The organism is Streptomyces sp. NPDC100445, from assembly GCF_044759735.1.
Classification (GTDB): Bacteria; Actinomycetota; Actinomycetes; order Streptomycetales; family Streptomycetaceae; genus Streptomyces.
In genome coordinates, this window is record NZ_JBIVZV010000011.1 from 15,928 (window position 1) to 42,601 (window position 26,674).

27 protein-coding genes and 2 pseudogenes are annotated in these 26,674 nt (G+C 73.8%); 11 read left to right on the forward strand and 18 right to left on the reverse strand.

Going from position 1 to position 26,674, the window contains the following annotated elements:
• Positions 1-282: 282 nt before the first annotated feature.
• Complete coding sequence (locus tag ACIQVT_RS24515; RefSeq protein ID WP_403757819.1) at positions 283-738, forward strand: cyclic nucleotide-binding domain-containing protein; 456 nt, start codon at positions 283-285, stop codon at positions 736-738.
• Positions 739-825: 87 nt separating this feature from the next.
• Here the strand turns inward: ACIQVT_RS24515 and ACIQVT_RS24520 are convergent, their stop codons facing one another.
• Together ACIQVT_RS24520 and ACIQVT_RS24525 are read right to left on the reverse strand one after the other, a co-directional pair.
• The gene (locus tag ACIQVT_RS24520; protein WP_403757822.1) at positions 826-2,124 is read right to left on the reverse strand and encodes an MFS transporter; all 1,299 of its coding nucleotides are present in this window, start codon (positions 2,122-2,124) and stop codon (positions 826-828) included.
• A gap of 84 nt (positions 2,125-2,208) precedes the next feature.
• Positions 2,209-2,823 carry a LysE/ArgO family amino acid transporter gene (locus ACIQVT_RS24525; RefSeq protein ID WP_403757825.1) on the reverse strand — a complete coding sequence of 205 codons (615 nt, stop codon included), beginning with the start codon at positions 2,821-2,823 and terminating at the stop codon, positions 2,209-2,211.
• 66 nt (positions 2,824-2,889) lie between these two features.
• Between ACIQVT_RS24525 and ACIQVT_RS24530 the strand changes: the two genes are divergently transcribed.
• Together ACIQVT_RS24530 and ACIQVT_RS24535 are read left to right on the forward strand one after the other, a co-directional pair.
• The gene (locus tag ACIQVT_RS24530) at positions 2,890-3,780 is read left to right on the forward strand and encodes a LysR family transcriptional regulator ArgP (RefSeq protein ID WP_403757828.1); all 891 of its coding nucleotides are present in this window, start codon (positions 2,890-2,892) and stop codon (positions 3,778-3,780) included.
• A 378-nt stretch (positions 3,781-4,158) separates the two neighbouring features.
• Positions 4,159-4,410 (forward strand): WhiB family transcriptional regulator, encoded by a 252-nt coding sequence (locus tag ACIQVT_RS24535; protein ID WP_403757831.1) that lies wholly within the window; start codon positions 4,159-4,161, stop codon positions 4,408-4,410.
• A 42-nt stretch (positions 4,411-4,452) separates the two neighbouring features.
• Here ACIQVT_RS24535 and ACIQVT_RS24540 read toward each other — a convergent pair whose 3' ends face one another.
• The 5 genes from ACIQVT_RS24540 to ACIQVT_RS24560 all read right to left on the reverse strand — a co-directional run bounded on the left by ACIQVT_RS24540 (position 4,453) and on the right by ACIQVT_RS24560 (position 9,776).
• Positions 4,453-4,902 (reverse strand): DUF6098 family protein, encoded by a 450-nt coding sequence (locus ACIQVT_RS24540; RefSeq protein ID WP_403757834.1) that lies wholly within the window; start codon positions 4,900-4,902, stop codon positions 4,453-4,455.
• Between the two features lie 83 nt (positions 4,903-4,985).
• Positions 4,986-6,827 carry a sensor histidine kinase gene (locus ACIQVT_RS24545; RefSeq protein ID WP_403757837.1) on the reverse strand — a complete coding sequence of 614 codons (1,842 nt, stop codon included), beginning with the start codon at positions 6,825-6,827 and terminating at the stop codon, positions 4,986-4,988.
• Positions 6,828-6,865: 38 nt separating this feature from the next.
• Positions 6,866-7,570: a response regulator transcription factor gene (locus tag ACIQVT_RS24550; protein ID WP_403757840.1), complete on the reverse strand. Its 705-nt coding sequence runs from the start codon at positions 7,568-7,570 to the stop codon at positions 6,866-6,868.
• Between the two features lie 20 nt (positions 7,571-7,590).
• The gene (locus ACIQVT_RS24555; RefSeq protein WP_403757845.1) at positions 7,591-8,325 is read right to left on the reverse strand and encodes a L,D-transpeptidase family protein; all 735 of its coding nucleotides are present in this window, start codon (positions 8,323-8,325) and stop codon (positions 7,591-7,593) included.
• A gap of 41 nt (positions 8,326-8,366) precedes the next feature.
• Positions 8,367-9,776: a M1 family metallopeptidase gene (locus ACIQVT_RS24560; protein ID WP_403757847.1), complete on the reverse strand. Its 1,410-nt coding sequence runs from the start codon at positions 9,774-9,776 to the stop codon at positions 8,367-8,369.
• Between the two features lie 166 nt (positions 9,777-9,942).
• Here ACIQVT_RS24560 and ACIQVT_RS24565 point away from each other — a divergent pair, with 166 nt between their 5' ends.
• Positions 9,943-10,293 carry a DUF488 domain-containing protein gene (locus ACIQVT_RS24565; protein ID WP_403757850.1) on the forward strand — a complete coding sequence of 117 codons (351 nt, stop codon included), beginning with the start codon at positions 9,943-9,945 and terminating at the stop codon, positions 10,291-10,293.
• A 4-nt stretch (positions 10,294-10,297) separates the two neighbouring features.
• Here ACIQVT_RS24565 and ACIQVT_RS24570 read toward each other — a convergent pair whose 3' ends face one another.
• Both ACIQVT_RS24570 and ACIQVT_RS24575 read right to left on the reverse strand, forming a co-directional pair.
• Entirely contained in the window at positions 10,298-11,971 is a 1,674-nt protein-coding gene (locus ACIQVT_RS24570) for an FAD-binding dehydrogenase (RefSeq protein WP_403757853.1), read from the reverse strand.
• A 49-nt stretch (positions 11,972-12,020) separates the two neighbouring features.
• The gene (locus ACIQVT_RS24575; RefSeq protein WP_403757856.1) at positions 12,021-12,644 is read right to left on the reverse strand and encodes a TetR/AcrR family transcriptional regulator; all 624 of its coding nucleotides are present in this window, start codon (positions 12,642-12,644) and stop codon (positions 12,021-12,023) included.
• 131 nt (positions 12,645-12,775) lie between these two features.
• Here ACIQVT_RS24575 and ACIQVT_RS24580 point away from each other — a divergent pair, with 131 nt between their 5' ends.
• The 3 genes from ACIQVT_RS24580 to ACIQVT_RS24590 all read left to right on the forward strand — a co-directional run bounded on the left by ACIQVT_RS24580 (position 12,776) and on the right by ACIQVT_RS24590 (position 15,518).
• Complete coding sequence (locus ACIQVT_RS24580; protein ID WP_403757859.1) at positions 12,776-13,405, forward strand: alpha-ketoglutarate-dependent dioxygenase AlkB; 630 nt, start codon at positions 12,776-12,778, stop codon at positions 13,403-13,405.
• 99 nt (positions 13,406-13,504) lie between these two features.
• On the forward strand, positions 13,505-14,272 hold the full coding sequence (locus ACIQVT_RS24585; RefSeq protein WP_403757861.1) for an MBL fold metallo-hydrolase: 768 nt from the start codon (positions 13,505-13,507) through the stop codon (positions 14,270-14,272).
• Between the two features lie 10 nt (positions 14,273-14,282).
• Positions 14,283-15,518 (forward strand): DUF4032 domain-containing protein, encoded by a 1,236-nt coding sequence (locus ACIQVT_RS24590; protein ID WP_403757864.1) that lies wholly within the window; start codon positions 14,283-14,285, stop codon positions 15,516-15,518.
• 13 nt (positions 15,519-15,531) lie between these two features.
• Here the strand turns inward: ACIQVT_RS24590 and ACIQVT_RS24595 are convergent, their stop codons facing one another.
• Complete coding sequence (locus tag ACIQVT_RS24595) at positions 15,532-16,398, reverse strand: universal stress protein (protein ID WP_403757867.1); 867 nt, start codon at positions 16,396-16,398, stop codon at positions 15,532-15,534.
• A 321-nt stretch (positions 16,399-16,719) separates the two neighbouring features.
• On the opposite strand from ACIQVT_RS24595, the gene ACIQVT_RS24600 reads away from it, so the two are divergent.
• On the forward strand, positions 16,720-17,286 hold the full coding sequence (locus ACIQVT_RS24600) for a hypothetical protein (protein WP_403757870.1): 567 nt from the start codon (positions 16,720-16,722) through the stop codon (positions 17,284-17,286).
• Positions 17,287-17,564: 278 nt separating this feature from the next.
• Here the strand turns inward: ACIQVT_RS24600 and ACIQVT_RS24605 are convergent, their stop codons facing one another.
• Positions 17,565-17,969 (reverse strand): STAS domain-containing protein, encoded by a 405-nt coding sequence (locus ACIQVT_RS24605; protein WP_403757873.1) that lies wholly within the window; start codon positions 17,967-17,969, stop codon positions 17,565-17,567.
• A 107-nt stretch (positions 17,970-18,076) separates the two neighbouring features.
• Between ACIQVT_RS24605 and ACIQVT_RS24610 the strand changes: the two genes are divergently transcribed.
• On the forward strand, positions 18,077-18,439 hold the full coding sequence (locus tag ACIQVT_RS24610) for a helix-turn-helix transcriptional regulator (protein ID WP_403757876.1): 363 nt from the start codon (positions 18,077-18,079) through the stop codon (positions 18,437-18,439).
• A gap of 103 nt (positions 18,440-18,542) precedes the next feature.
• On the opposite strand, the gene ACIQVT_RS24615 is transcribed toward ACIQVT_RS24610, so the two are convergent.
• The 4 genes and pseudogenes from ACIQVT_RS24615 to ACIQVT_RS24630 form a co-directional block, all read right to left on the reverse strand.
• Positions 18,543-20,099 carry a carboxylesterase/lipase family protein gene (locus tag ACIQVT_RS24615; protein WP_403758650.1) on the reverse strand — a complete coding sequence of 519 codons (1,557 nt, stop codon included), beginning with the start codon at positions 20,097-20,099 and terminating at the stop codon, positions 18,543-18,545.
• Positions 20,100-20,425: 326 nt separating this feature from the next.
• Entirely contained in the window at positions 20,426-21,112 is a 687-nt protein-coding gene (locus ACIQVT_RS24620) for a helix-turn-helix domain-containing protein (protein ID WP_403757879.1), read from the reverse strand.
• Positions 21,113-21,305: 193 nt separating this feature from the next.
• Positions 21,306-21,455: pseudogene (locus ACIQVT_RS24625) on the reverse strand (universal stress protein); the annotation flags it as partial.
• A gap of 145 nt (positions 21,456-21,600) precedes the next feature.
• Complete coding sequence (locus tag ACIQVT_RS24630) at positions 21,601-23,346, reverse strand: GAF domain-containing protein (RefSeq protein ID WP_403757882.1); 1,746 nt, start codon at positions 23,344-23,346, stop codon at positions 21,601-21,603.
• 256 nt (positions 23,347-23,602) lie between these two features.
• On the opposite strand from ACIQVT_RS24630, the gene ACIQVT_RS24635 reads away from it, so the two are divergent.
• A complete protein-coding gene (locus tag ACIQVT_RS24635) occupies positions 23,603-24,013 on the forward strand; it encodes a pyridoxamine 5'-phosphate oxidase family protein (protein ID WP_403757885.1) in 411 nt (136 codons plus the stop codon).
• A gap of 37 nt (positions 24,014-24,050) precedes the next feature.
• Here the strand turns inward: ACIQVT_RS24635 and ACIQVT_RS24640 are convergent, their stop codons facing one another.
• Positions 24,051-24,743: a response regulator gene (locus ACIQVT_RS24640; RefSeq protein WP_403757888.1), complete on the reverse strand. Its 693-nt coding sequence runs from the start codon at positions 24,741-24,743 to the stop codon at positions 24,051-24,053.
• Between the two features lie 304 nt (positions 24,744-25,047).
• Here ACIQVT_RS24640 and ACIQVT_RS24645 point away from each other — a divergent pair, with 304 nt between their 5' ends.
• The gene (locus ACIQVT_RS24645; protein ID WP_403757891.1) at positions 25,048-25,548 is read left to right on the forward strand and encodes a hypothetical protein; all 501 of its coding nucleotides are present in this window, start codon (positions 25,048-25,050) and stop codon (positions 25,546-25,548) included.
• Between the two features lie 76 nt (positions 25,549-25,624).
• Here ACIQVT_RS24645 and ACIQVT_RS24650 read toward each other — a convergent pair.
• Positions 25,625-25,804, reverse strand: a pseudogene (locus ACIQVT_RS24650) (enolase C-terminal domain-like protein); the annotation flags it as partial.
• Positions 25,805-25,869: 65 nt separating this feature from the next.
• Complete coding sequence (locus tag ACIQVT_RS24655) at positions 25,870-26,619, reverse strand: SDR family oxidoreductase (protein ID WP_403757894.1); 750 nt, start codon at positions 26,617-26,619, stop codon at positions 25,870-25,872.
• Between the last annotated feature and the right edge of the window lie 55 nt (positions 26,620-26,674).

Below are 26,674 nucleotides of genomic sequence, written 5' to 3' on the forward strand. Positions count from 1 at the left end.
GTCACCTGACCCGGATGGGGTGCGACACAGGCACCCGAGATGGTTTATTATTCATACATACGTGATGCCGGAGTGGCGCGGAACCGTCCTTCCGCCCTTCCCGTGTCACCGCATACGGCCCTGGCTGGTCTCCCCCGTCCAGCCAGGGCTTCTTGCTGCCCGGACGGGCGCCGGAAAACGCCGACACGCCCCGCTTCGAGGTGCCCGGCGCTGTGGCAGCGGCTGAAATGGGCTTGGCGACATCACCCGAACCGCCACCGCCGCCGGCGAGGAGCCCCGCGCATGACCAAAGCGATCAAACTGCTGACCGCCCTCCCCCAGGCCCAGCGCGAGCGACTGATGGAGCTGGCCAAGGAGGTGTCCTTCCCGGAGGACAGCCGCATCTTCGAGGCGGGCGGCACCGCCGACCGGTTCTGGGTGGTGCGCTCGGGCGCGGTCCACCTCGACCAGCAGGTGACCACCCGGCAGCGGGTGACCGTGGCCACGCTCGGCGCCGGCGACATGCTCGGCTGGTCCTGGCTGTTCCCGCCGTACCAGTGGGACTTCGGCGCGGTGGCGTTCAGCAACGTGCGCGCCTACGAGTTCGACGGCCCCTCGGTGCTCGCGCTGTGCGTGGAGGATCCGCTGCTCGGGCTCTCGCTGGTGCGGACGGTGGCCGAGATCCTCGCCCACCGGCTGGAGACGACCCGCGGGAAGCTGATGGACCAGTACACGACCCGCCGGCGGGGCCCGCTGTAGCCGACCCCGGGAAGCGACCGGCGGACCGGCCGCGGCGGTGCGCCGGTCGCTTCCCGGGGCCGGTCCGCCGGATCGCGGGCGGGCCCGTCAGACGCGGTAGCGGCGCAGCGCCGGGACGGCGGCCGCGAGCGCCAGCATCACGACGACGACCAGCACGCCGCCGCCCGCGACCGCGGCGCGCGGGCCGAACGCCGAGCCGGCCGTGCCGTGCAGCACGTCGGCCAGGCGCGGGCCGCCCGCCACGACCACCGTGAAGACCCCCTGCATCCGTCCGCGCATCTCGTCGGTCGCGGCGGACAGCAGGATGGCGCCGCGGAACACCATGGAGACCATGTCGGCGACCCCGGCCACGGCGAGGAAGGCCATGGCGACCCAGAGGTTGCCGCTCAGCCCGAACCCGGCGATGGCCACGCCCCAGCCGACGACCGCGCCGATGACCATCCAGCCGTGCCGGCGGGCCCGCGAGAAGACGCCGGAGAAGAGGCCGCCGAGCACCGCGCCGACCGGGATGCCCGCGAACAGCACACCGAGCGCGAGGCCCTCGCCGTACGAGCCGTACGTCTGCGCGGCCAGCTGGGGGAAGAGGGCGCGGGGCATGCCGAGGACCATCGCGACGATGTCGGCGAGGAAGGACAGCAGCAGCACCTTGTGCAGGGCGATGTACCGGAACCCGGCCGCTATCTCGCGCACCCCGGCCCGGCGGGCGGCGGGCCCGCCCAGCGGCGGCAGCGCGGGCAGCCGGAAGACGGCCCAGACGGTCACGCACAGGGCGAGCGCGTCGACGAGGTAGAGCACGGGCAGTCCGACGACCGGGATCAGCGCGCCGGCGAGCAGGGGGCCCGCGACCAGCCCCGTCTGCATCACCGTGGAGCCGAGGGCGTTGGCGGCGGGCAGCTGCTCGGCGGGGACCAGCCGGGCTATGGAGGCGCTGCGGGCCGGGGAGTTCAGGCCGAAGAACGCCTGCTGGAGGGCGAGCAGCACCATCAGGACCACGACGGAGCCGAGGCCCGTGGCGGCCTGCGCCCAGAACAGCAGCGACGTGACGGCGATGCCGGTGTTGGTGACGAGCAGCAGCTTGCGGCGGTCCACCGTGTCGGCGACCGCCCCGCCCCACAGCGCGAACGCCACCATGGGCACGAGTCCCGCGAGGCTCGCGTAGCCGACCCAGGCCGAGGAGTGGGTGATGTCGTAGATCTGCTTGGGCACGGCGACGGCGGTGAGCTGGCTGCCGACGGCGGTGACGATGGTCGACGACCACAGGCGCCGGTAGGCGGGGATCCGCAGCGGGCGGGTGTCCATCGCCCAGCGGCGCCAGCCGCCCCGGGACGGCTCCTGCTCCGCCGGCGCCCCGGCGTCGGTTGCGGTACTGCTCTCACTCGTGTCCACGGCTGTCCTGGTTGCTCGCTACATCTTCTTGCTTCGAGAGCCTGACTATTCCAGGGAGAGCCGTGCACCACGACCGGATATGACTCAGGAGCCCAGGACCAGGGAGGCGCCCAGGATCAGCATGGTGGCGGCGACCAGGCCGTCGAGTACCCGCCAGGCGCCCGGCCGGGCCAGCACCCGCCCGAGCAGCCGCGCCCCGAAACCGAGCGCGGCGAACCAGACCACGCTGGCGAGGGCCGCGCCGAGCCCGAACGTCCAGCGCAGCGGGCCGCGGTCGGCGGCCAGCGAGCCGAGCAGGAAGACCGTGTCCAGGTAGACGTGCGGGTTGAGCCAGGTCATGGCCAGGCAGGTGAGCACCGCCCGGCGCCGCGAGCCCACCGCCTCGCCCGCCACCCGCAGCCCGGCCCCCGCCCTGAGCACCCGGCGGGCCGCCAGGGCGCCGTAGCAGAGCAGGAAGGCCCCGCCCACGATCCCCACCGCGCGCAGGGCGCCCGACCAGGCCACCACGACCGCGCCCACCCCGCCGACCCCGAGGGCGATCAGCACCGCGTCCGACAGGGCGCAGATGCCGACCACGGTGAGAACGGCGTCGCGGCGCACCCCCTGCCGGAGGACGAAGGCGTTCTGGGCGCCGATGGCGACGATCAGGGAGAGGCCGGTGCCGAATCCGGCGGCCGCGGCGGTCAGGGCGTGGTTCATGCCCTCGACGCTAGGCACGGCCCGGCGGCAAGTACAGCTAAAGATTCTTACGTACCCTTAGCTGTCGTGATGAACGAGCTGCCCCTGGACCAGGTGCGCACCCTGCTGGCCGTGGTCGACGAGGGCACCTTCGACGCGGCCGCGGCCGCCCTGCGCGTGACACCGTCGGCGGTCAGCCAGCGGGTCAAGGCGCTGGAGCAGCGCACCGGCCGGGTCCTGCTCCAGCGCACCAAGCCGGTACGGCCCACGGAGTCCGGCGCGGTGCTGGTGCGGTTCGCCCGGCAGCTCGCCCGGCTGGAGCGGGACGCGTGGGGCGAACTGGGGCTGGACGGCACCGGGGAGCCGACGCGGGTGTCGGTCGCGGTGAACGCCGACTCGCTGGCGACCTGGTTCCTGCCGGCGCTGTCCCGGGTCGCGGGCCTGTGCTACGAACTGCACCGGGAGGACGAGGACCACACGGCGGCCCTGCTGCGCGAGGGGCTGGTGATGGCGGCGGTGACCTCCTCCCCCGACCCGGTGCCCGGCTGCACGGTCCGCCCGCTGGGGCGGATGCGCTACCTGCCCGTGGCCGCCCCCGGCTTCGCCGCCGCCCACCTGGACGGGCCGCCCCTGGCCGAGGCGCTGCCCCGGGCGCCCGTCGTGGTGTTCGACCGCAAGGACGACTTCCAGGACGGTTTCCTCCGCCGGCTGGGCCGGACGTCGGCCGGTCCCCACCGGCACCTCGTGCCGACCTCGGAGGGGTTCCTCGACGCGGTCGCCGCGGGACTCGGCTGGGGCATGGTCCCCGAGGCTCAGGCCGGCCCGCTGCTTCAGGAGGGCCGGCTGGTCGTGCTCGCCCCCGGCGAGTGGATGGACCTGTCCCTGTACTGGCAGCAGTGGAAGCTCGACTCGCCGGCCCTGGCCGCCCTCGCCGACGCGGTGACGGCCGCCGCGGCCGGGGCGCTGCGCCGCCGCTGACACCCGCGGTACCGCCTCCGGTTCACCGGTCACCGGCGCCCTCGGGCGAGTGCGGGACACGGTGCCGCGGGTGCGGCGCGGCACCCGGCCGGCGCCGCCGCGGCCGACCCGGGCGCGGCAGCGGGCCGTGCCCGATCCCGAACTACGCGCGCGCGACCCGGGGTTCACCCCGCCGGCACCGACGCCGTCAACTCCCCTGCCCCGCCGCCGCATCGGACGACGGGAATGCCGACCGCGCACCGCGCACCGGGCGCCCGGATCGCACCCACCGCCCGATCTCCTCCAGTTGTGCCGTTTCACGCCGTCGCGACCGGTCACCCGCACCCCAGCACACTTTCGACAGGCACGGACGACTTCGACTTCCTCCAGGAGATTGTGATGGACAACTGGCGCGACCATGCCGCGTGCCGTCAAGAGGACCCCGACCTGTTCTTCCCGATCGGCACGACCGGTCCGGCACAGGTCCAGACCCAGCAGGCGAAGGCCGTGTGCGGGCAGTGCCCGGTCCGGGAGCAGTGCCTCGGGTGGGCGCTGGAGACGGACCAGACCATCGGCGTCTGGGGTGGTACGACGGAGCTGGAGCGCCGGGCGCTGCGGCGCCGCGCCCGCTCCCGGCCCCGCTCGGGGTGACCGGCGACGACAGCGGGGGCCTGGCGGGCCCCCGCGGCCGGGTCAACGGCTCCCGCGGCGCAGCGTGCCCCACGCCCGCTCCTGCCGGGCCACCTCGGCCTTCGCCTCGTCGATCACCTCGCCCGCGATCCAGCACAGCGGCTCGACATCGGCCACGAGCGGTTCGTTGTCAGGGCCCCGGCCAGTCTCCCGGCCCTTGAGGACCCAGGGACGGACGCCGGGGCCCTTCTCGTGCGGCAGGTGCGCGTAGTCGTACAGGCGGCGCGCCACCCACAGCTCCCGGGACCGGTCCTCCCACCAGGCCTCGACGTCGAGCGGGTTGGCGGACAGCCCGGGCATGGGCACGCCGGTCAGCTCGTCGGTGCTGGAGACGCGGTCGAGGTCGGTGGCGGGTCCCCGGGACCAGCGCACGTACAGGTCCCGGTGCCGTTCCACCAGGCGGGCCACCTCGGTGAGCGTGGACACGACCGGCAGGTCGTCCGCTGTGCTCATGGCATGACCTCCCTCGGCTGCGCGGCGCCGCGACCGGAGTACCCCTGGCGCACGCCGGGAATCGGACCGGGGGCGTCCGCCCGTCAGGCCGTGTCGCCCGGTGGCGGCGCGCCCGGCAGCCGCAGGGTGAACACCGATCCCGCGCCGGGCCCGCTCTCGGCCCCGGCGGTGCCGCCGTGCGCGGCGGCCAGGTCACGGACGATGGCGAGGCCCAGGCCGCTGCCGCCGGTGCGGCGGCTGCGGGACTTCTCGGCGCGCCAGAACCGGTCGAAAACGCGTGGCAGGTCCTCCGGCGGGATGCCGTGGCCGGTGTCGGTGACGGTGAGGACGACGTCGTCGCCGTCCCGGCGGGCGGCGAGCGTGACGGCGCCGCCGGCGGGGGTGTGCCGCAGCGCGTTGGAGACCAGGTTCCCGAGCGCCTGCCGCATCCGTACCGGGTCGGCGTCCAGCCAGGCGGTGGCGTCGGTGCCGGCGTCGGTGCGCAGCGCGACCCCGGCGGCGCCGGCGGCGACCCGGTGCGCGGCGGCGACCTGGTCGAGCAGGTCACCGGGGCGCAGCGGCTCCCGGTGCAGGCGCAGGGTGCCGGCGTCCGCCGCGGCGAGGTCCTGGAGGTCGTCGATGATCCGCTGGAGGACGAGCGCTTCCTCGTGCAGGGAGTCCAGCAGTGGCGGGTCGGGGTCCACGACCCCGTCGCGCACCACCTCCAGCCAGCCGCGGATGTTGGTGAGCGGGCTGCGCAGCTCGTGGGCGATGTCGCTGACCATGGCCCTGCGCTGGGCCTCCAGCCGCTCGCGGCGCTCCGTGAGGCCGTTGAACGCCTCGGCGAGGATGCCGGTCTCGTCCCGGGTGGTCACCGGCACCCGCACGTGCAGCTCGGGCGGCTGCTGCGCGGCGGCGGTCAGCGCGCGCAGGGGCCGTACCAGGCGGACGGCGACCACGGCCGTCACGGCGACGGTGACGGCGAGGACCAGCCCGGCCACGCCCACCACCTTGGCCTTGTTGGCCGGTGACATGTCGAAGCGGGCCGGGTTCTGGTCCCCGATGCCGAGGAACAGCTCGGCCGGCGGGGCGGCGTAGGGCTCCAGCTGGGTGCGGCGGGCGGTCCGGACGCAGCTCTGCGCCGCCCGCGCGTCGGCGCCCTTGCCCGCCGCTGTGTACTTGGCGAGGAGGTAGCGGTCGCCGAGGGGGTCCTTGCCGCCGGGGTCGAAGGTGGGGAAGGGCCGGCCGCCCGTTTCCACGCCGGCCTTGCGCAGACAGGGGCGGGCGAGCTCCGCCAGTCCGTCCAGGGCCCGCTCCTCCGTGGGGGTGGGCGTGTTGAGCCGGCCGTCCTCGCAGCCCGTCGCCCCGTATCCGGCGGGGTCGGTGCCGTCCCCGGCGGTGACCACCGGCCGCCCGCTCGCCGTGCGGACGACGGTGGCCCGGAGGCCGTACCGCGCGTAGCAGCGGGTGCGGACGGCCGCCAGCGCGTCCAGCTTGCGCCGTTCGGCGGGCGGGAGCCGGTACGGGCCGACGACGCGCGGGTCGATGCCGCTGAGCTGAGCGCCGGTCTCGGTGTATGTGTCGGTGCGCAGCGGGTCGACGGTGGCGGCGGGCCGGGGCGGCAGCGGGGTGCCGCGGGGCGCGGAGTCCGCGACGAGGGTGCGGTCGGCGGTGGTCAGCGCGATCCGGCGGCCGGTCCGGTCGGCCAGGTCGTGGACGGTGCGCCGCACGCCGGCCCAGTCCGGGTGGGTGGCGGCGTAGCCGCTGAGCCGGGCGAGGATGCGGTTGTCGGCGGCCAGGTCCTGGCCCTGCTCCTCCTTCAGCGCGCTCGTGGTGGTGGTCACGGCGAGCCAGGCGGTGGCGGCCACCGAGCAGACGGCGATCAGGGCGGAGCCGAACAGCAGCCGCACCAGCAGCCGCTTGCGCAGCGGGATCCGGCGCCGCACCGGAAGCGCCCGCACCTCAGCGGTACGGCCCGGCGGCCTCACGTGCGGGCGCCGGTCAGCTTGTAGCCGACGCCGAACACGGTCACCAGGCGGGTCGGACGGCGCGGATCCGCCTCGATCTTGCGGCGCAGGTTCATGATGTGCACGTCGACGGCCCGTTCGGTGGACGCTCGGTCGAAACCGCGGGTGCAGTGCAGCAGTTGACGCCGGGTGAACACCCGCTCCGGCTCACCGGCCATGGCCAGCAGGATCTGGAACTCGGCCGGCGTGCACTCCACCGGCGTGCCGTCGCGCCGCACCTCGTGCCGCACCGGGTCGACGCTGATCCCGGCGGCACCCACCACGGGGTCCTCGCGCCCGGCGCCGACGCCGCGTCCGCCGCGGCGCAGGACGGTGCGGATACGGGCCATCAGCTCGCGCGGACTGTACGGCTTGGTCATGTAGTCGTCCGCGCCGAGGTCGAGGCCGAGCAGGACGTCGTCCTCGGCGGAGCGGGCGGTCAGCATCACCACGGGGATGTCCGGGCCGGCGCCGCCGCGCAGCGCCCGGCAGACGCCGAAGCCGTCGACGACCGGCAGCATCAGGTCGAGGACGAGGAGGTCGGGCCGCAGCCGGCGGGCCGCGTCGAGCGCCGTCGCGCCGTCGTGCACCACCGTGGCGGTGTGCCCCTCGGCCAGCAGGGAGCGGCGGATGAGTTCGGCCTGTTTCTCGTCGTCCTCGGCGACCAGCACATGTGCGCACACGAGTTCGGATCCTAGGCCGTTCAGCGGGCGAGCCAGTCGGCGTACCCCATCGCGACGACCGGGTGCCGGTGCGGGTCGAGGGTGCGCAGCAGGGTCTTCAGGTGGGCCTTGGCGATGCTGACGCAGCCGTGGGTGGGGCCGCCGTGGTCGACGTGCAGCCAGACCCCGCCGCCGCGTTCCGGGCCGAGGGGCCGCGTCCAGTCCAGCGGGGAGGTGCCGGGCCGGCGGTTGTAGTCGATGGCGACGACGTAGTCGAAGGAGCCCTCCAGCGGTTCGCCCTTGAAGCCGGTGCCGGGCGAGCGGAAGCCGTCGGAGTGGTGGTACGGGAGTCTGCTGCCGGGGTCGGGGAGCAGGCCGCCCGCGTCGGAGAGGGTGTAGACACCGAGCGGGGAGCGCAGGTCACCGGAGATGTGGTGGCCGCTCCAGCCGTGCAGGGCGTTGTGGGCGGGCCAGGCGGGGCCCGCCTCCCAGCCGTCCCGGGTGCGCCGGTGCAGTACGACGGTGCAGTGCGGGGAGTCCTTGCCGCGCCCGGTGACGACGACGGCCTGCGCGCAGCGCGCCGGTATCTGCGCCGAGCGTGCGGGACCGAGCCCCGGTATGCCCTTCGGGGCCGGACGCGTGGACGTCGGGTGGGCGGGCGCCGGCGCCGGACGGCGGGACGGCGCCCGGCGCTCGGTCGCCTCGGCTCCGCCGCCGCAGCCGGTGAGCAGCAGCGGGGAGGCGAGGACGGCGACAGCGGTTCTGCGTCGGATCATGGGTCGATCTTGCTCGCCGGTTGTGTGGAAGTGGTCAGGGTTCAGGCGCTGTCCGGCTTCCCCCGCGTGTACAGCCAGGTGTGGAACAGCCCTTCCAGCCTCTTCCCCGAGGTCCGCTCGGCAAGCCTCACGAACTGGGCCGTCGTGCCGTGCCCGTCGCGGTGCCGCCCGGCCCAGGCGCGCAGCACGCGCAGGAAGTCCCGGTCGCCGACGGCCCGGCGCAGTTCGTGCAGCGCCATGGCGCCGCGCGCGTAGACGGGGGTGCCGAAGAGGCGGGCGCCGCCGCCGGGGTCGCCCGGCGGGTAGGCCCACAGGGCGTCGCCCGCGGGGCGGGCGTAGAGGGCGTCGAAGGCCCGCTGGGCGGTGCGGCCGCCGTGCTGCTCGGTGTAGAGCCACTCGGCGTAGGTGGCGAACCCCTCGTTGAGCCAGATGTCCTTCCAGCCGGTCAGGGAGACGGAGTCGCCGAACCACTGGTGGGCGCTCTCGTGGACGAGGGTGGCGAGGTCGGGCGCGGAGTCGTAGAGCGGCCGGGTCTGGGTCTCCAGCGCGTAGCCGACGTCGGGCGCGTGGTCGACGATCGAGCCCGCGGCCCGGTACGGGTAGGGCCCGAACAGCCCACTCTCCCACTCCAGTACGGAGGGCAGCTTCTTGAGGACGGGAGCGGCGGCCCGCGCCTCCCGCGGGTCCACGGCGTTGTACACCTGGACGCCGTCGCGGGTGGTGTACCGCTCGACCTGGAACTTCCCGATGGTGGCGGTGGCCAGGTAGGCGGCCATGGGCCGGGTCTCGCGCCAGCGGAAGGTGGTCCGGCCGTGGGCGGTGCGCTGCCCGAGCAGGACACCGTTGGCGACGGCGGTGCGGCCCCGCGGCACGGTGATGGTGAAGTCGTACGACGCCTTGTCCTTGGGGTGGTTGTCGGCCGGGAACCAGGTCATCGCGCCCTGCGGCTCGCCCGCGACGAACGCGCCGTCGTCGGTGGGGATCCAGCCGTCGGCGGAGCCGTCGGGGTCGGTGACCGGCCGCGGGGTGCCGTGGTAGGCGACCGTGACGCGGAACTCCCGGCCCCGGCGCGGGGCGTGGCGCGGGGTGACGACGAGTTCCTGGCCGTCGCGCCGGAACGCCGCCGGGGCGTGGTCGACGGCGACGGAGGTGACGGTCAGGCCCGACAGGTCGAGGTCGAAGCGGGTGAGCCGCTGGGTGGCGCGGGCGGTGAGGACGGCGGTGGCGTCGAGCCGGCGGGAGGCGGTGTCGTACCGGAGTGTCAGGCCGTAGTGGCGGACGTGGTAGCCGCCGTTGCCGCTCAGCGGGAAGTACGGGTCGCCCGCGCCGGGCGCGCCGGTGGTGCCCGGGGCGGCGGGTCCGGCGGCGCCGATGAGGGCCGCGACGGCGAGGGGGACGGTGGCGAGGGCGGCGGTACGGCGTCGGGCGGGTCGTCTGCGCGGTGGCGTCATGTGTGCTCCTCCGGGGTGGCCGGTGATCGTTCGGCCGCCAGACTAGGTTGGACGGGGCCCTGGTCTCCCCCTTGTTCCGGTCAAGTCGTGCCGCGTCGCGGAGCGGTGGGCGGGGCGTGCCGCAGTACGCTCGCGGGAGCGTCCACGACCCGAGAGGGGCCCCAGCGTGAGCGTCCGCCTGCGCCGGATCTACGAACCGCCCGAGCCGGACGACGGCCTGCGCGTGCTGGTCGACCGGTTGTGGCCGCGCGGCCTCGCCAAGGACGCGGCGCACGTGGACCGGTGGGCCAAGCCACTGACCCCGTCCACCGAGCTGCGCCGCTGGTACCACGCCGGCGAGGGCGGGTACGAGGAGTTCCGCCGCCGGTACGAGGCGGAGCTGGGCGCCCCGGAGGCCGCCGCGCTGCTCGACGGCCTCCGGGAGGCGGCCCGCGGGGGGCCGGTGACGCTGCTGACGGCGTCGAAGGCGCCGGACAGGAGCCACGCGCACGTCCTGCTGGACCTGCTGCGCGACTGACGGTTCAGGCGGTGAGCGAGGCGGCGTGCCGGCCCGCCGCCCGGCCCGAGAACAGGCAGCCGCCGAGGAAGGTGCCCTCCAGGGCGTTGTAGCCGTGGACGCCGCCGCCGCCGAACCCGGCCACCTCACCCGCCGCGTAGAGCCCGCCGATGGGCGTGCCGTCGGTACCGAGGGCGCGGGAGTCGAGGTCGGTCTGGATGCCGCCGAGGGTCTTGCGGGTCAGCACGTGCAGCCGGACCCCGATGAGGGGGCCCGCGTCCGGGTCGAGGATGCGGTGCGGGGCGGCGACCCGGCCGAGCCGGTCACCGATGTAGCGGCGGGCATTGCGGATGCCCTGGACCTGGGCGTCCTTGCTGTAGGGGTTGGCGATCTGGAGGTCGCGGGCCTCGATCTGACGGCGCACCTCGGCCGCGTCCAGCAGGTCCTCGCCGGTGAGGGCGTTCATCTTGGTGACGAGCTGTTCGAGGGTCCGGGCGGTGACGAAGTCGGCGCCGTGGTCGAGGAAGGCCCGCACCGGTCCGGGGGCGCCCTTGCCGAGCAGCCGGTCGCGCAGCACGGCCTTGCGGTCCCCGGCGGTGATGTCGGGGTTCTGCTCGGACCCGGAGAGCGCGAACTCCTTCTCGATGATCTTCCGGGTGAGGACGAACCAGGAGTGGTCGTGCGCGGCGATGTCCCCGGTGGTGCGCAGGTGCCTGAGGGTGCCGAGGGTGTCGTAGCCGGGCAGGCAGGGGTCGGGCAGCCGGCGGCCGAGGGCGTCGAGCCAGACGGAGGAGGGGCCGGGCAGGATGCGGATGCCGTGGCCGGGCCAGACCGGGTCCCAGTTCTCCAGGCCCTCGGTGTAGTGCCACATGCGGTCGCGGTTCACGAGGCGTACGCCGGCCGCGGCGCTGATGTCGAGCATGCGGCCGTCGACGTGGGCCGGGACGCCGGTGACCATCCGGGCGGGGGGTGTGCCGAGCCGCTCGGGCCAGTACCGGCGGATGATGTCGTGGTTCGCGCCGATCCCGCCGGTGGTGACGACGACGGCCTGGGCGGTCAGTTCGAAGTCGCCGGCCCGTTCGCGGCCGGAGGCGACGCCGCGCGGGGAGTCGTCGGGGGTGAGCACGGTCCCCCGCACCCCGCGCGCCGTGCCGCCCTCGACGACCAGCTCGTCCACCCGGTGGCGGTGGTGGAAGGTCAGCAGTCCGTCGCGGGCCGCCTGCCGGGCGTACCGCACGAAGGGTTCGACCACGCCGGTGCCGGTGCCCCAGGCGATGTGGAAGCGCGGTACGGAGTTGCCGTGGCCGTCGGCCCGCAGGTCGCCGCGCTCGGCCCAGCCGACGGTGGGCAGCAGCTCCATGCCGTGCCCCTTCAGCCAGGACCGCTTCTCGCCGGCCGCGAACTCGACGTAGGCGCGGGCCCAGCGCGCCGCCCAGGTGTCCTCGTCGTCGAGCCGGTCGAACCGGGCGCTGCCGCGCCAGTCGTTCCAGGCGAGGTCGAGGGAGTCCTTGATGCCGAGCCGGCGCTGCTCGGGCGAGTCGACGAGGAAGAGCCCGCCGAAGGACCAGAACGCCTGGCCGCCGAGGTTGGCGGCGTTCTCCTGGTCGACCAGGGCCACCCGGCGGCCCCGGCTGGTGAGTTCGTGTGCCGCGACCAGGCCGGCCAGGCCCGCTCCGACGACGATGACGTCCGCGTCCATGACGACTGTGTCCTTCCTGACGGTGCTCGGGGCCGGCCGGTGCCGGGGTTCAGACGGGGGTGCGGCTGCCGTCCGTGAGCAGTGCGGTGAGGAGTTGCTTGAGCCAGACCCGGGCCGCCTCGGCGTCCCGGTCCAGCAGGAGCTGGGTGGTGACGCCGTCGTACGCGGCGACCACGGCGTGCGCGGCGCCGTCCACGTCGCCCAGGGCGGCGGGGAGCGCGGTGTGGCCCCGGGCCCGCCGGAGCCGGTCGGCGACGGCCCGCCTGAGCCGGGCCCGGTGGTCGAGGAGGGTGCGGGCGACCGCCGGGTCCCGGGCCGCGTGCACCAGGAAGTCGGTCTTGACCAGCAGCCAGTCCACGTCGAGCAGGAGCGCCTCGGTGACCCGGTCCACGGAGGCGGGTACGTCCAGGTCGGGTCCGTCCTGGGCCAGGGCGTCGGCCACCTGGGAGGCGATGAGGTCGGCGCGTTCCCGGTAGAGGGCGAAGAACAGCTCGTCGAGGGTGGCGAAGTTCGAGTAGAAGGCGCCCCGGCTGTACCCGGCCGCCTCGCAGACCTCCTCGATGGAGACCCGTCCGAAGCCCTTGGCGGCGAACACCCGGAACGCGGCGTCGAGCAGTCTGGCGCGGGTGCGGCCCCGGCGCCGGGTGACGCGCCCCGGGGTGGCGTTCTCCATGGGTGACCGACCTCCGTTCGATACATGAATGTATCGGATGCATCGATGTATCGAAAGGGCTTCCGGCAGGTCACCGCCGGACGGGGTGATCGAATGGGAACGTATTTTCGATTACGGAGTACGCTGGACCCATGGCCACGCACCTCCAGGGCTCCCTGTTCGACCAGACCGACGAGCTGCGGCTCGGCCCGCTCGACGGGCTGCGCCGCACCGAGCTGGGCGCCGGCGCCTGGATCGACGTGCTGCCCGGCTGGCTGAGCGGGGCCGACGCCCTGTTCGGGCGGCTGGCGGCGGACGTCCCGTGGCGGGCGGAGCGCCGGGCGATGTACGACCACGTGGTGGCCGTGCCCCGCCTGCTGGCCTTCTACGGCGCGGCGGACCCGCTCCCCCACCCGGTCCTTCACGACGCCCGCGCAGCCCTTTCCCGGCACTACGCCGAGGAACTGGGCGAGCCCTTCACCACGGCCGGGCTGTGCCTCTACCGCGACGGCCGGGACAGCGTGGCCTGGCACGGCGACCGGATCGGCCGGGGCGGACGCCAGGACACCATGGTCGCGATCCTCTCCGTCGGCGCGCCCCGGGAGCTGCTGCTGCGCCCGGTCGGCGGAGGTGGCGGCACGCTGCGGCGGCCCCTCGGCCACGGCGACCTCATCGTGATGGGCGGTTCCTGCCAGCGCACCTGGGAGCACTGCGTGCCCAAGAGCACCCGGGCCGCCGGGCCGCGCGTCAGCATCCAGTTCCGGCCGCACGGCGTGCGCTGACCTCCCCCGGGACCCGGCGCGTCCGGGTCCTCGGTCCGCGACCGTCCCCCCGTCTGGTTGGCTGTCCCCGACCACCACCGCCCAGCGCTCGGGGAGAACATGCCGGCCTACGTACGCCAAGTCGCCGAAGGCACCTACCTGGTGCACGGCCACCACACCAACTGGGTCATCCTCAAGGACGGTGACGCCCTCACCCTCGTCGACACCGGCTACCCCGGGGACCGGCAGGGTCTGCTGGAGTCCCTGGCGGAGGTGGGCGGTTCACCGGAGGCGGTCACGGCCGTCCTGATCACCCACGCCCACAACGACCACCTGGGCTCCGCCGAGCACCTGCGCGCCACCCACGGCACGCCGGTCCTGCTGCACCCCGCCGAGGTCCCGCACGCCCGGCGGGACTTCCTCCAGCAGGCGACCCTGGCCGACGTGGTCCGCAACGCGTGGCGGCCCGGCGTCCTGCCCTGGGCGGCGCACGTCGTGCGCGTCGGCGGCACCGAGCAGCACCCCGTCACCGCGCCCGAACCGTTCCCGGCCGAGGGCCCGCTCGACCTTCCGGGCCGGCCGGTCCCGGTCCACACCCCCGGCCACACGGACGGCCACTGCGTCTACCACCTGCCCGGAGCGGGCATCGTCATCTCCGGGGACGCCCTGGTCACCGGGCACGCCACCTCGCGGATCAAGGGCCCGCAACTGCTGCCGGGCTTCTTCCACCACGAGCGCGCCCGGGCGGTCGCCTCCCTGGAGCTGATCGCCGCGCTCGACGGCGACACGCTGCTGCCCGGGCACGGTCCCGCGCACCGCGGACCGGTGCGGGCCGCCGCCGAGCGGGCCGCGGCCCACGCCTCGGGGAACAGGCGTACGAGGCCGTAAGGTTCGTGCCATGGCCTTGCAGATCAACGCCACGAACCCGGAGCACCCCGCGCTGCTGCTAGCCCTGCCCTGGGACACGCCGCTGGAGGAGTGGCCCGAGGAGTACCTCGTGCCGCTCCCCCGCGGCATCTCCCGGCACGTCGTGCGGTACGCGCGCGCCGGCGACGAGGTGATCGCCGTCAAGGAACTCGCCGAACGGCCCGCGCTGCGCGAGTACGAGCTGCTGCGCGACCTGGACCGGCTGGGCATCCCCGCCGTCGACCCGCTGGCCGTCGTCACCGGGCGGGCCGGCCGCTCCGGCGCGCCGCTGGAACCGGTGCTGGTCACCCGGCACCTGCGCGGCTCGCTGCCGTACCGGTCGATGTTCGAGACGACGATGCGCCCGGCGACCATGCACCGGCTGATGGACGCCCTCGCCGTCCTGCTGGTGCGGCTCCACCTCGCCGGGTTCGCCTGGGGCGACTGCTCGCTGTCCAACACCCTGTTCCGGCGGGACGCCGGCGCCTACGCGGCCTACCTGGTCGACGCCGAGACCGGCGACCTGCACCCCCGACTCAGTCCGGGTCAGCGGGAGTACGACCTCGACCTGGCGCGGGTCAACATCAGCGGCGAGCTGCTGGACCTGGAGGCGTCCGGCGCGCTCCACCCCTCCGTCGACCCGGTCGACTTCGGCCACGAGATCGTCACCCGCTACCAGGGGCTGTGGCAGGAGCTGACCCGCACCTCGGTGTACCCGGCGGGCAAGTACCACTACATCGAGCGCCGCATCCGCCGCCTGAACGACCTCGGTTTCGACGTGGCCGAGATGCAGATCGAGCACTCCCCCACCGGCGACACCGTCACCTTCGTGCCGAAGGTCGTCGACGCCGGCCACCACCAGCGGCAGCTGCTGCGGCTGACGGGGCTGGACGCCGAGGAGAACCAGGCGCGGCGGCTGCTGAACGACCTGGAGAGCTGGATGGCCACCCAGGACGACTACGCCCCGGCCGACCCGCTCGCCGCCCGCCCGGAGGTGCTGGCGCACCGCTGGGTGCGGGACGTGTTCCGGCCGACCGTGCGGGCGGTGCCGCCCGAGTTGCGCGGCTCCATGGACCCGGCCGAGATCTACCACGAACTCCTCGAACACCGCTGGTACCTGTCCGAGCGCGCCCAGCACGACATAGGCCTGGACACCGCCGTCACGGACTACATCGAGCGGGTGCTGCCGAAGGCGCGGACCACCCTGGAGCCGACGGAACCCGCGTAGCCCGTCCCGCGGCTCAGACGTGCGGCACGACGGCCACCGGGCAGTCCGCGTGGTGCAGCACGCCGTGCGCGACCGAGCCGATCCGGGCGCCGACGGCCGTGCGGTGTGCCCGGCGCCCGACGACGACCAGTTGCGCCCGCCCGGCCAGCGACAGCAGCACCTGGCCCGCGCTGCCCATCTCGACGTGCTCCGCCACCGGCACGTCGGGGAACCGCTCCCGCCAGGGCCGCACGGCCTCGGCCAGCGACTGCCGCTCGTACGGTTCGAGACCGCCCGCGTCGTCCAGCAGCCGGAGCGAGCCGGGGCTGTAGGCGAACACCGGCGGCAACGTCCACGCCCGGACGGCCCGGACGGTCGCGCCGCGGGCCGCGGCCGTCTCGAAGGCGAACCGCAGTGCCGCCGCGCTGTCCTCCGGCGAGCCCTGCTGGCCGACCAGGACGTCCCGTCCGGCCGCCTCGGCCGCCGCCTCGTCCTTCGCGCGTACCAGCACCACGGGCCGGGCCGCCTCCGCGATGACCTGCTGGCCGACCGAGCCGAGCAGGAAGCCGACCACGGGTCCGTGCCCGCGCGAACCCAGCACCAGCATCTCGGCGTCGGCCGCCGCGCCGGCCAGCGCCTGAGCGGGCCCGCCCTCCACCACGGCGACGTCCACCGTCAGGTCCGGGTGCCGCCCGGTGACGACGCGCACGGCCTCGGAGACACCCTGGGACACCCACCCGTGCTGGGTGTCCCGGTCGGCGTCGGCGAGCGTCTCGGCGTACCGCCACGCGTGGACCACGCGCAGCGGAACCCCCCGGCGGACGGCCTCCCGGGCCGCCCAGTCCAGCGCGGCCAGACTCTCCTCCGTACCGTCCACCCCTGCCGTGATCGGGCGTGTCATCCCTGGGCCTCCTCGTCGCCTGTTCTCGTGGTGCTGGTGCCCACTATCGGGCACGGGAGCGCACGGCCACGACGATCCAAGAGCAATGGTGATATGACGACCCGTCAGGTGTGCACGGCGCGCACACCTGGCTCGCGCCCCCCGATGACGGCCGCTCTTCACCTGGGGGTTTCCCACCTCCGCGGCACATCGGGTGGCGCCGATCACCCGATCGAGTGGCGTACTCCGCGTGCACGGGTGAGCCTGGTGGGGAGCCATCCGCTTCGGCGGTGACCGATCCCGCCGGGGCGTGCTGTGTCCTCTATCGCGGGGAGAAGACCCATGCCCGTACCGATCCGGCGCCTGACCGTGGCGCTCACCTTGTGCTGCGCCCTGCTCGCGGGGTCGACGGCCTATGCCGCCCCCCAGCACACGGCGCGGAACGTCGCCACCGTCGCGGCCGCCGATCCCGTACCCAGCCCGAGCACCTCCACGGAGAAACGCAAGTTCGCCAAGACACGCTTCGTGGCGGACGCGGCCCTGGCCGCCGGCGCCACCTACCAGTGGATCGTCAAGCCGTACAAGGCAGGCAAGTTCAAGAAGGGCGCACACGGCCGTCGGCTGGCGCTGGTCAAGGCCGCCGTCGCCGGGGCGTTCGCCTACAACCGGCTCAAGGCGGCCGTCCGCAACGCCCAGGGCGATCCCGCCCTCTCCAAGGCGCTGGCCCCGCTCAGCGCGGGCATCGCGTCGCTGAAGGCGCTGCCCGCCAAACTGCGCAAGGGCAAGTCCACCGACGGCACCGTCAACAGCTACGACGACATCATCAACCAGGTGAAGGACGCCGGGAAGAGCGCGGGCGCCGAGGTGAAGAACAAGGTGCCCAAGGCATCCCAGCTCAACGGCTCCTGATCCGCCCGCCGGTCCGCGCAACCGCGCCCGGTCGTGCCCGAGGGGCGCGCCCGGGCACGCCGGACAGGGGATCAGCTCCGTACGCGCGGGGTGGCCGAGGCACGGAACGGGGACAGTGACCGGCTGCTTCCGGCTCGGTAGCGGCCGGTGCGCCGGTACCACTCGTTGCCACACGGAACGGCAGGAGAGGTGTATCGCCTCCCTGCCCGTGACGGGCGATGTCCCGACATGGCCACCCTTACGGGTGAGCCGGGGCGCCTCGGGTCAGCGGTTCGGGGTCACTCGGCGGAAACGGCGTCGTCGACCGTCGCCCGTATCCGCAGGACGGTGTCGACCCCGGTGATCTCCAGCAGCCGCCGAAGCTGGGGCCCCGGCGCCACCACACGCAGGTCGGTCGCCCGGTGCGTGAGGATCAGCAGGTTCAGCAGCGCCGAGTCCGCGAAGGTGATGCCGGAGGCGTCCAGGACGACCGTCGCGTGGTTCTTGGCCGCGGTGTCCAGCGCGTGCGCCAGCGGGGTGACCGTCTGCTCGTCGCAGGGGCCGTGTGCGACGACGGTCCATACGCCGCGCCACGCGTACTGCGCGACCGCCACGCGCTGCTCGGCTCGGACACCACCGTCCGAGCCAGGTGACTGTTCACCCCTGCCGCCCTTGCTCACGGCGACGACTTCGTCCAAGCACACCGTTACGGACCCTTCCTGTGGCGCTCCGATCCGGAACACGTCATCTGATGCGCGAAAAGTATGTCATGTATTTGGGTTCCGGCAATGACGCTGCCTAAAATGTGGGCATGGTCGGAGTGCCCGAGTCCCACACCGGATGGACGTTCATCACCAATCACGCGCGCGTGTTGGCAGCCATCGCTGACAACCCGAACATCCGCATCCGCGACATCGCCGTTCGCTGCCGGCTGACCGAGCGCGCGGTACAGCGGATCATCTCCGACCTCGAACAGGACGGTTACCTCTCCCACACCCGCGACGGACGCACGAACACCTACCGCATCGAACCGGACCGGGTGCTGCGGCACCCGGCGGAAGCCGGCCTGTCCGTCGCCGCCCTCCTCTCCCTGCTCGTGCAGGACGAGACGGACCGCACCACCCATCCGCACGTCCAGCCGCCGTCCCTCGCCGACCACAACGGCACGAGGTAGCGGCCGCGGCGAGGCGGGGACGACCGGACGTCCGCGCGGACCTGCCCGTCGGCGGCACGCCGCCGACGGGTGAGCGGTCGCCGGGTGCCGGTCGGCTCGCCCGTCACGCGGTCGCGGGGTGTCCGTCCCACCATTTGCGCTCGCTGCCGCGGGGGTCCTGGACGACGTGGTGAGCGGTGTCGTCGTTGTCGTGGGCGTAGGCCATGACCGGGCGGTTGTCGGTGTCGTAGGCGGCCCAGGGCACGTCCGCGCCCTGGGCGAAGTCGGCCCACGCCCGGTGGAGGGTGTCGGCCAGGGCTTGCGGAGGGTTGGGGCCGGTGAACTTCTGACTGTCGGCCAGGTCCAGGGTGTCCCAGGCGAACGGCAGGTCCAGGCTGTGGCAGGCGCCGACGCCGACCTGCCGGTCGTTGGGCGCGACCCGCGAGCGCCAGCCGAACTCGTACAGGTGGGTGGGGGCCGCGTCCACTCGGGCTCGGGCCTCGGCGATGCGGTAGGTGGGGATGCGGAACATGCGCTCGGTGAACACGGCGCAGGCCACGTCGTACGCCTTGGCCCGGGGGTAGGTGGCGCTGCCGCCCTTGGCGTACTCGTCCCACGTGCCGCTGGGAACGCTGTAGGCGGCCAGGTGCGCGTTGTACATGATCTTGCTGTCGAGGTTCACCAGGAGGGGCTGGGTGAGGACGAAGAGGCGGAACTCCTCGGTGGTGGTGCCCATCAGCAGCTCGACGGTACTGCCCGCACCGTCGGCGAGGGCGTCGATGGGGCGGCGGGGCAGGACGTCGCCGTCGACGACCGGCATGAACGCCAGTCCGCAGGCGGCCATGGTGCTCTCGCCGTACTTGGCCTTGTTCGGGCTGACGCTGATGTTGCCGCTGACCAGGTTCTGCGCGGCGAGCAGGGCGTCGGTGTCCACACCTCCCAGCGCCCGGGCGGTGGGCTCGACCTTGAGTTCGTCGGCGACATGCTTGAGCACCTTGGCCGCGTCCTGGGGGGTCTGGCCGAGGTGGGCGGTGCCGCTCTGCACGATGGCCCTGTGGAACAGCCCGTCGTCGCGGGACATCAGCGCGAGGATGCTCATCGCGCCGGCGGACTCACCGGCCACGGTCACCCTGCCCGGGTCCCCGCCGAAGGCGGCGATGTTGTCCTGGACCCATCGCAGCGCGGCGATCTGGTCCAGCAGACCGCGGTTGGCCGGTGCGGGAGCGTCCGGCAGGTAGCCGAAACCGTACACACCGAGCCGGTAGTTGAGGCTGACGCACACCACACCGTCACGGGCGAACGTCGCGCCGTCGTAGGAGGGCACCGCCGAGGAACCGGTGGTGAACCCGCCGCCGTGGATCCAGACCAGCACCGGCAGCCCGGATTCCGCGGGATCGGGCGTCCAGACGTTCAGGTTCAGGCAGTCGGGGCCTTCCACGTCCGGATCGGAGACGATCTCGCCCAGCCGGCCGCCCAGCGGGGGCTTGGGCGCTGTCGGACCGAAGGCGTGCGCGGCGCGTACGCCCGTCCAGGGCGCGGGCGGTCGGGGCGCGGCGAAGCGGAGTTCGCCGACCGGCGCGGCGGCGTAGGGGATGCCGAGGAACCGGACGTGGTCCTCCGCCCTCAGTCCGGAGACCCTGCCGGAGGCTGTTTCGATCTCGACTGCGTCCTGCTCGGACATGCGACTCCTCGGCTGGCTGGCGATTTCACCGCCGGACCACTGCCAGCACGACCCGGGGACGGCGGCCCGGGATCGGTGACCGCCGGACACCGAATGACTACCATGAGCAGCGGATAAATTACGGAGAGTGATTGCAAGTGGCTGAACAATTTGGGTCCGCGTTCCCCCCTGCACATTCCTGATCATCGGCTCGCCACCCATCGCCGGGACCGGACCGATGACGTCGCTCGTGGCGCCGGCCGAGCCGTGACCGGGGCCCGCGGGGGCGCTGGGGGGCCTCCCCCGCCGTGGTCCTCCCCCGCCGTGGTCCTCCCCGGCCGTGGTCGTCAGGTGTCGATGCGGCGTCCGGTCAGCGCGGTCGGCGTGATGCGTACCCACACGTCCCGTTCGCCGCCGGCCCACGGCGCGCTGTAGGCCTGTCCGGTGAGGCGGCGTACGGCGTCGGGATCGGTCACCTCCTCGGCGACGCCCCGCACCACGACGCTCCAGCCCTGGCTGAGCGCGTCGTCCACGCGGTCGACCTCGAAGGCCACCTCCCGGTCGAGCCCCTGGAGGGAGACCGTGCCCGGCTCGGTCCGGAAGACGACGGTGTCGTCGACGACGCTGTAGTTGACAGGGACGATCAGGGGGGCCGCGTCGGTGGAGACCGCGATCCGGCCCACACCGTGTGTCGACAGCAGCCGCCGGCAGTCCCCTTCGCCCAGTTCCGTCACCCGAGGCGCCCCGCCGGCCCGCCCGGTCCCCGGCGGCAGATCGACGTTGCCACCGGTGAGTTCGCCGGGGCTGGTCCCCAGCGCCCCGGCCAGTCGCAGCAACGTGGCGGCTTCCGGCGCGGCCGTGCTGTGTCTCTCCAGGTGCGCGATGTAACGGGCCGCCATTCCGGCGCGGTGAGCCAGGTCCTCCACCGACAGGCCCAGTTCGCGCCGCCGCCGCTCGATCCGGCGTCCGAGGTCCCCCTGGGGCGGCTGGTCGGCCGTCGGCGGCTTGGGGTCCGGTCCACTCTGTTCGGCCATGACTCCTCGATCCTCGGCTGCGAGCCGTCGCCTTCTCCGTCCACCATGACCGATCCTGTCGGGGCCCGCGTGGACGCACGGGCCGACGCCCTGGTGGCGCACGGCCACCCGGGCCCCGCGGACGACCGTCGGCCGCCTCGCGCGGGCCGCCGCCCCCGTCCCCGACCGCGGTGCCCTGCTCCGCGTCCGGCGGCGGGACCTGCGCCGTCCACGCCGGGGCCGGTTCCCTCACGTACACCAGCCGCAACGGCACCTCACGCAGGGCCGCCTCGCGGGCCGCCCACTCGGCGGCGGCCCTGCTCTCCGGGGAGCCGTCGAGGCCCACGGTGACGGTGCGGGACATGGTGTCCACCTCCAGCTGTCGGGATCACCTCCAGCCTTCCTGCCACGGCCGGCACGGAGCAGGGCCCGCAGGTCCCCCGCGAAGGCCCGAACGGCCCTGTGCGGCCAGGCAGGGGAACGGGAGTGAGTGGTCGCGGCATGCCCGACTAGTTCCGCGAGGGGGCCGTCGGCTCTTTCAGGGGTGCGTGCCAGACCAGCTTGGCTCCTCCGCCCTCGGCGCGGTCGATCTCCATGTCGCCGCCGAGGTCGCGCGCTCGTTCGGTCATGTTGCGCAGTCCGCTGCGACGCCCTTCGGGTGGGATGCCGACGCCGTTGTCGGTGACCGTCAGCCGCACCTGGTGGCCGTCGGTCTCCAGCACGACGTCGGCGCGGTCGGCGTGGGCGTGGCGGGCGACGTTGGTCAGGGACTCGGACAGGACGGCCACGACGTGGTCGGCGGTCTCCTGCGGCACGTGGGTGTCGAGCAGGCCCTCCATGCGGACACTGGGCGTGAAGCCCAGCAGCGGTGCCGCCTCGCCGGCCACGCGTACCGCACGGGCCCTGAGGCCGGGGGCGGAACCGTCGTCGTGCGTACGGAGGCCGAAGATCGTCGACCGGATGATCTTGATGGTCCGATCGAGGTCGTCGACGGCCCGCCGCACCCGGTCCGAGGCCTGCGGGTGCTGGATGAAGCGGCCCGCGCTCTGCAAGGTCATACCCGTGGCGAACAGCCGTTGGATGGCCAGGTCGTGCAGGTCCCGGGCGATCCGGTCGCGGTCCTCCAGCAGCGCGATCTGTTCAGCGTCCCGGCGGCGCTCGGCGAGTTCCATCGCGACGGCGGCCTGTGCGGCGAAGCCCTTCAGCAGGTCCGTCTCCCGCTCGGAGAAGGCACTCGCGCCCGTGTCCCGGGCGAGCAGGACCACACCGCGCACGCGGTCCTCCCGGCCGATCGGCACGGCGATGGCCGGGCCCAGGCCGGCGAACCTCGGGGGGCCCGCGGTGATCCGGTCGTCGTGCGAGACGTCCGGGCTGCTGACGGGTGCGCCGAGCGCGAAGGCCTGCCCGGTCAGGGTGCCCTCGACCGGCAGGACGAGTCCGCGGTGCGCGTCCTCCTGCCGGCCGATGGCCAGCTCCACCGCGAGGGTGGCGGTGTTCCTCACCGGGGTCGCCACGGCGGCGAGCGCCGAGCCGGTGATGTCCCGCGCCCGCTCCGCGATCAGCCCCAGCACCTCGTGCTGGCCCGCGCCCGACATCAGACCGGTACTGATCTCCGCGCTCGCCATCAGCCAGCGCTCCCGCAGCTTCGACTCCTCGTACAGACGGGCGTTGTCGATCGCCACGCCCGCCGCCACGGCCAACGTGGACAGCAACGACTCGTCGTCCTCGTCGAACTGCCGTCCGCCGCGCTTCTCGGTCAGGTAGAGGTTGCCGAAGACCTGACCGCGCACCCGGATCGGCACGCCGAGGAAACTGTTCATCGGTGGATGGCCGGGCGGGAAGCCGTACGAGGCCGCGTGCGCGGAGAGCTTCGCCAGCCGCAGCGGCTCGGGGTGGCGGATCAGTTCACCGAGGATGCCGTGGCCCTGCGGGTACGGGCCGATGCGGGCGGTCTCCGCCTCGCCGATCCCGTGGGTGATGAACGCCGAGAGGCGCTCGCCGCCGGAGCCGATCACGCCGAGCGCCGCGTACTCGGCGTCGACCAGGACGGCCGCGGCCTCCACGATGCCGCGCAGCGCCTGCTCCAGCTCCAGTTCCCGGCCGACGGAGAGCACCGCCTCCAGCAGGCTGTGCACCCTGTCCTGGGTGCGGCGGGCCGCGTCCAGGCGTGCCTCCAGCTCCGCCAGCAGCTCGTCCAGCCGCAGCTGCGGCAGTCGCACGACCCGCGCCGCGTCGGCGCTCTCGGAGCTTCCCACCGGTTCCTCCCGCCCCCCCTGCCCTGCTGGACCCGCCCCGCCCCGTCTCTCACGGTAGAACGGGCCGGACGACAGGACAGTACGGGATGCCCGCGGGCGTCGGTGGGGACGGATGCCGGGACGGCCGACAATGCGCCGCCCGCCCGGCCGGACCGTCACGTCTCCGCGGGAACGTGACGGGGACGGTCCGGTCCGTCGTGCCCCACAGGGCCGATCGGCCCTGTCGTCCGGAAGCGGCGCGGCGGAGGGTGGCCCCGTGCTTCACGACGGCGATCTCCACCCACTCGACCGGCAGGACTGCCTGCGCCTGCTGGGCGAGGCGCCGGTCGGCCGCGTCGTCCACACCGAGCGGGCCCTGCCGGCCGTGCTCCCGGTCGGCTGCTGCCTGGACGCGGATTCCTCCGTGGTGCTGCGGACTGCCGGCGCCTCGGGCCTGGTCCGCGCGGTCGACGGTACGGTGGTCGCTTTCGAGGCGGACGAGTTCGACGCCGTCACCCGGTCCGGCTGGAGTGTCGTCGTCACCGGCCGGGCCACGGTGGTGACGGACGCCGCCGAGCGCGCTCGCCTCCGGGAGCGCGGGCCCGACTCCTGGATGCCCGGACGGGCGGGCACATTCGTGCGGATCGAGGCGGAGATGGTCACCGGGCACCCGCTCACGGGCGCGTGACCCGTGAGGCTCCCCTGCTGCGGCTTGTGTGCGGTCCTCAGCGGCCCTGGGCGCGGAGGCGGTCCTGGGCCTGGGTGGCGATGACGGCGGCCTGGACACGTCGTTCGACGCCGAGTTTGGCGAGCAGACGGGAGATGTGGTTCTTCACCGTCTTCTCGGCCAGGTACAGCCGCCGGCCGATCTGCCGGTTGGTGAGGCCATCGCCGATGAGGGCCAGGATCTCCCGCTCCCGCTCGGTCAGTCCGGGCAGCGCCTCCGGCTCGACCTCCCGCTGCTGCCCGCCCCGCAGCCTGGCCATGAGCCGGGTGGTGGCGCTCGGGTCCAGCAGCGACTGCCCCCGGGCGACCGTGCGCACGGCCGTGACGAGGTCCGATCCCTGGATCTGCTTGAGGACGTACCCGGACGCGCCCGCCATGATCGAGTCGAGCAGGGCCTCCTCGTCGTCGAACGACGTCAGCATCAGGCACGCCAGCTCCGGCATGCTGGACCGCAGCTCCCGGCACACGGTCACACCGTCGCCGTCCGGCAGCCGGACGTCCAGGACCGCCACGTCGGGACGGAGCGCGGGGACGCGGACCAGGGCCTGCTCGACGGTGGCCGCCTCGCCGACCACCGTGATGTCCGGCTCGTCGTCCAGCAGGTCGTGCGCCCCCCGCCGGACCACCTCGTGATCGTCGAGGAGGAAGACCCGGATCGGATCGTCGGGCCCGGCCTGCTCGCGCTCCGCCATCGGTCGCTCCTCGTCGCGTGTTCGGGTCTCCTTGCGATCATTCCGCTGCCGAGGTCCAGGGAACAGGGCCCATCGGCCCTGGTTCCCAGTGTTGCGCGGACTCCGCCGGACGGGGCCACCCGGCGTTGTGGTCCTGCGGCCGGCCCAAGGCCGCGCCGCGCCGGTACTGCTTCGGGCCCGGGAGGCGCGATCGGCGGCCGTTCGGGTGCCTGTGCGGGCCGGGTGTCCTACCCCGCGTGCGGTACGCGGCCGCGCCCCCTTCACTGGGAGGGACACTTCGTAGCGTGATCATGGGAGGCGCGGCATGGCAGACCACTACTGGGCACGGGGTGCGGTGGGCGCGGTACTGGCCTCGGTCGTCGCGGTCGCGGCAGCCGGCTGCTCCGACAGCTCCGGGACTTCGTCCGGCGCCGCCAGCAAGGCGGCCTCGGCGGCCTCTTCCGCCGCGGCTTCCCTCTCCTCCCGGGGAGGCGACGCGCTGGCGTCGGCATCGGCGGAGGCCAAGCGCAGACTCGACGAGGCCAAGGGCGGGGTGAAGGCCAAGGACGATGTGACGCTCGGTACCGTCACCACGGGCGGTGACGGCAAGGCCATGGTCAAGGTGACCGCGAAGAACACCGCGAACTCCGCCAAGTCCTTCGCGGTCCAGATCAACTTCACGGACAAGAACGGCAACCTGCTGGACGTGACGGTGGTGACCCTCGACAAGGTGGCCGCCGGCGCCTCCGGCAACGCCACGGCCGCCAGCCACCGCAAGCTGACCAACGGGGTGAAGGCGGACGTCGGCTCCGCCTTGCGTTACTGACCCCGCTCCCCGGCGCCCCCCTCGGACGCGAGCCCGGTCAGGCGGTCGGTGTCCCGTACACGCGGTAGGGCTCGGGATCCAGGTGCCGGGCCGCGGCCGGGCCCGCCGCCTCCAGGACACCGGTGATGCCGCCGCACCGGGTGACATCGGCCTGGAGGCAGTCCACGGCGGGAGCTTCGACGAGGTCGGCGAGGTCCTGCGTGGTGCAGGCGTACTCGCCGGCCGCGATCTCCAGCCGCGCGGGACCACGGTCCCGCGGTCGGACTCGAGGAACGAGGCCGCCGACACGTCACCGTAGGTGGTCCACGCCCGGTGCGGTGGTCAGGGCCAGGACGGCTCGTTGCGGGGTACGACGACCACCTCGGCCATGGAGCTGGTGGCCGGTACGGACAGGGCGCTCAGGACCGCGCCGGCCACCACGTCAGGGTGCTGGAGCTTGGAGGTGTCCGCGTCGGGGAAGCGCTCCGTGATGAAGGGCGTCTCCATACCGCCGGCGACGACCCCCGTGATGCCGATGCCGGGGCAGTCCCGCTGGGCCTCCTGGAAGAGGGTGTGGGTGAAGGCCCGCAGCCCCGTCTTGCTGGCGGCGTACGGGCCGGCCTCGGTCCAGGTCCGATTGGACGCCGTGGACAGGATGTTGACGATGTGTCCCCCGCCGCGCGCGACCATGCGCCGGTAGACGGCCAGGCACAGGTACATCGGGCCCAGCAGGTTCGTGGTGACCACATGGGTGACCTCGTCGGCGGTCAGGTGCTCGATGGCCTTCGTGACGTCGACGGCGGCGTTGTTGACCAGGATGTCCAAGGGCCACCCGCCCTGCTCGAGCTCCTCGATCACGGTGGCGACCGCATCCGCGTCGCGGACGTCCAACTCGACGAAGCGTACGTCGTGACCTTCCACGGTCAGGGCGGCGCAGAGCTTCTCGCCCTGTTCCCGGCGTACGTCGCTCAGGCACACGCTCCCTCCGGCCTGCGCGAGGCAGCGGGCGATGGACGCGCCGAGGCCGCGCGCCGCGCCGGTGACCAGAACACGTCTCCCGGACAGCTGCGCCGGCTGAACGTTGGAGTCCAAGATCTCGCCTTTCGATCGGTCCGCACCACGCTCGGCTGTCCCGGGGTTCGACTCG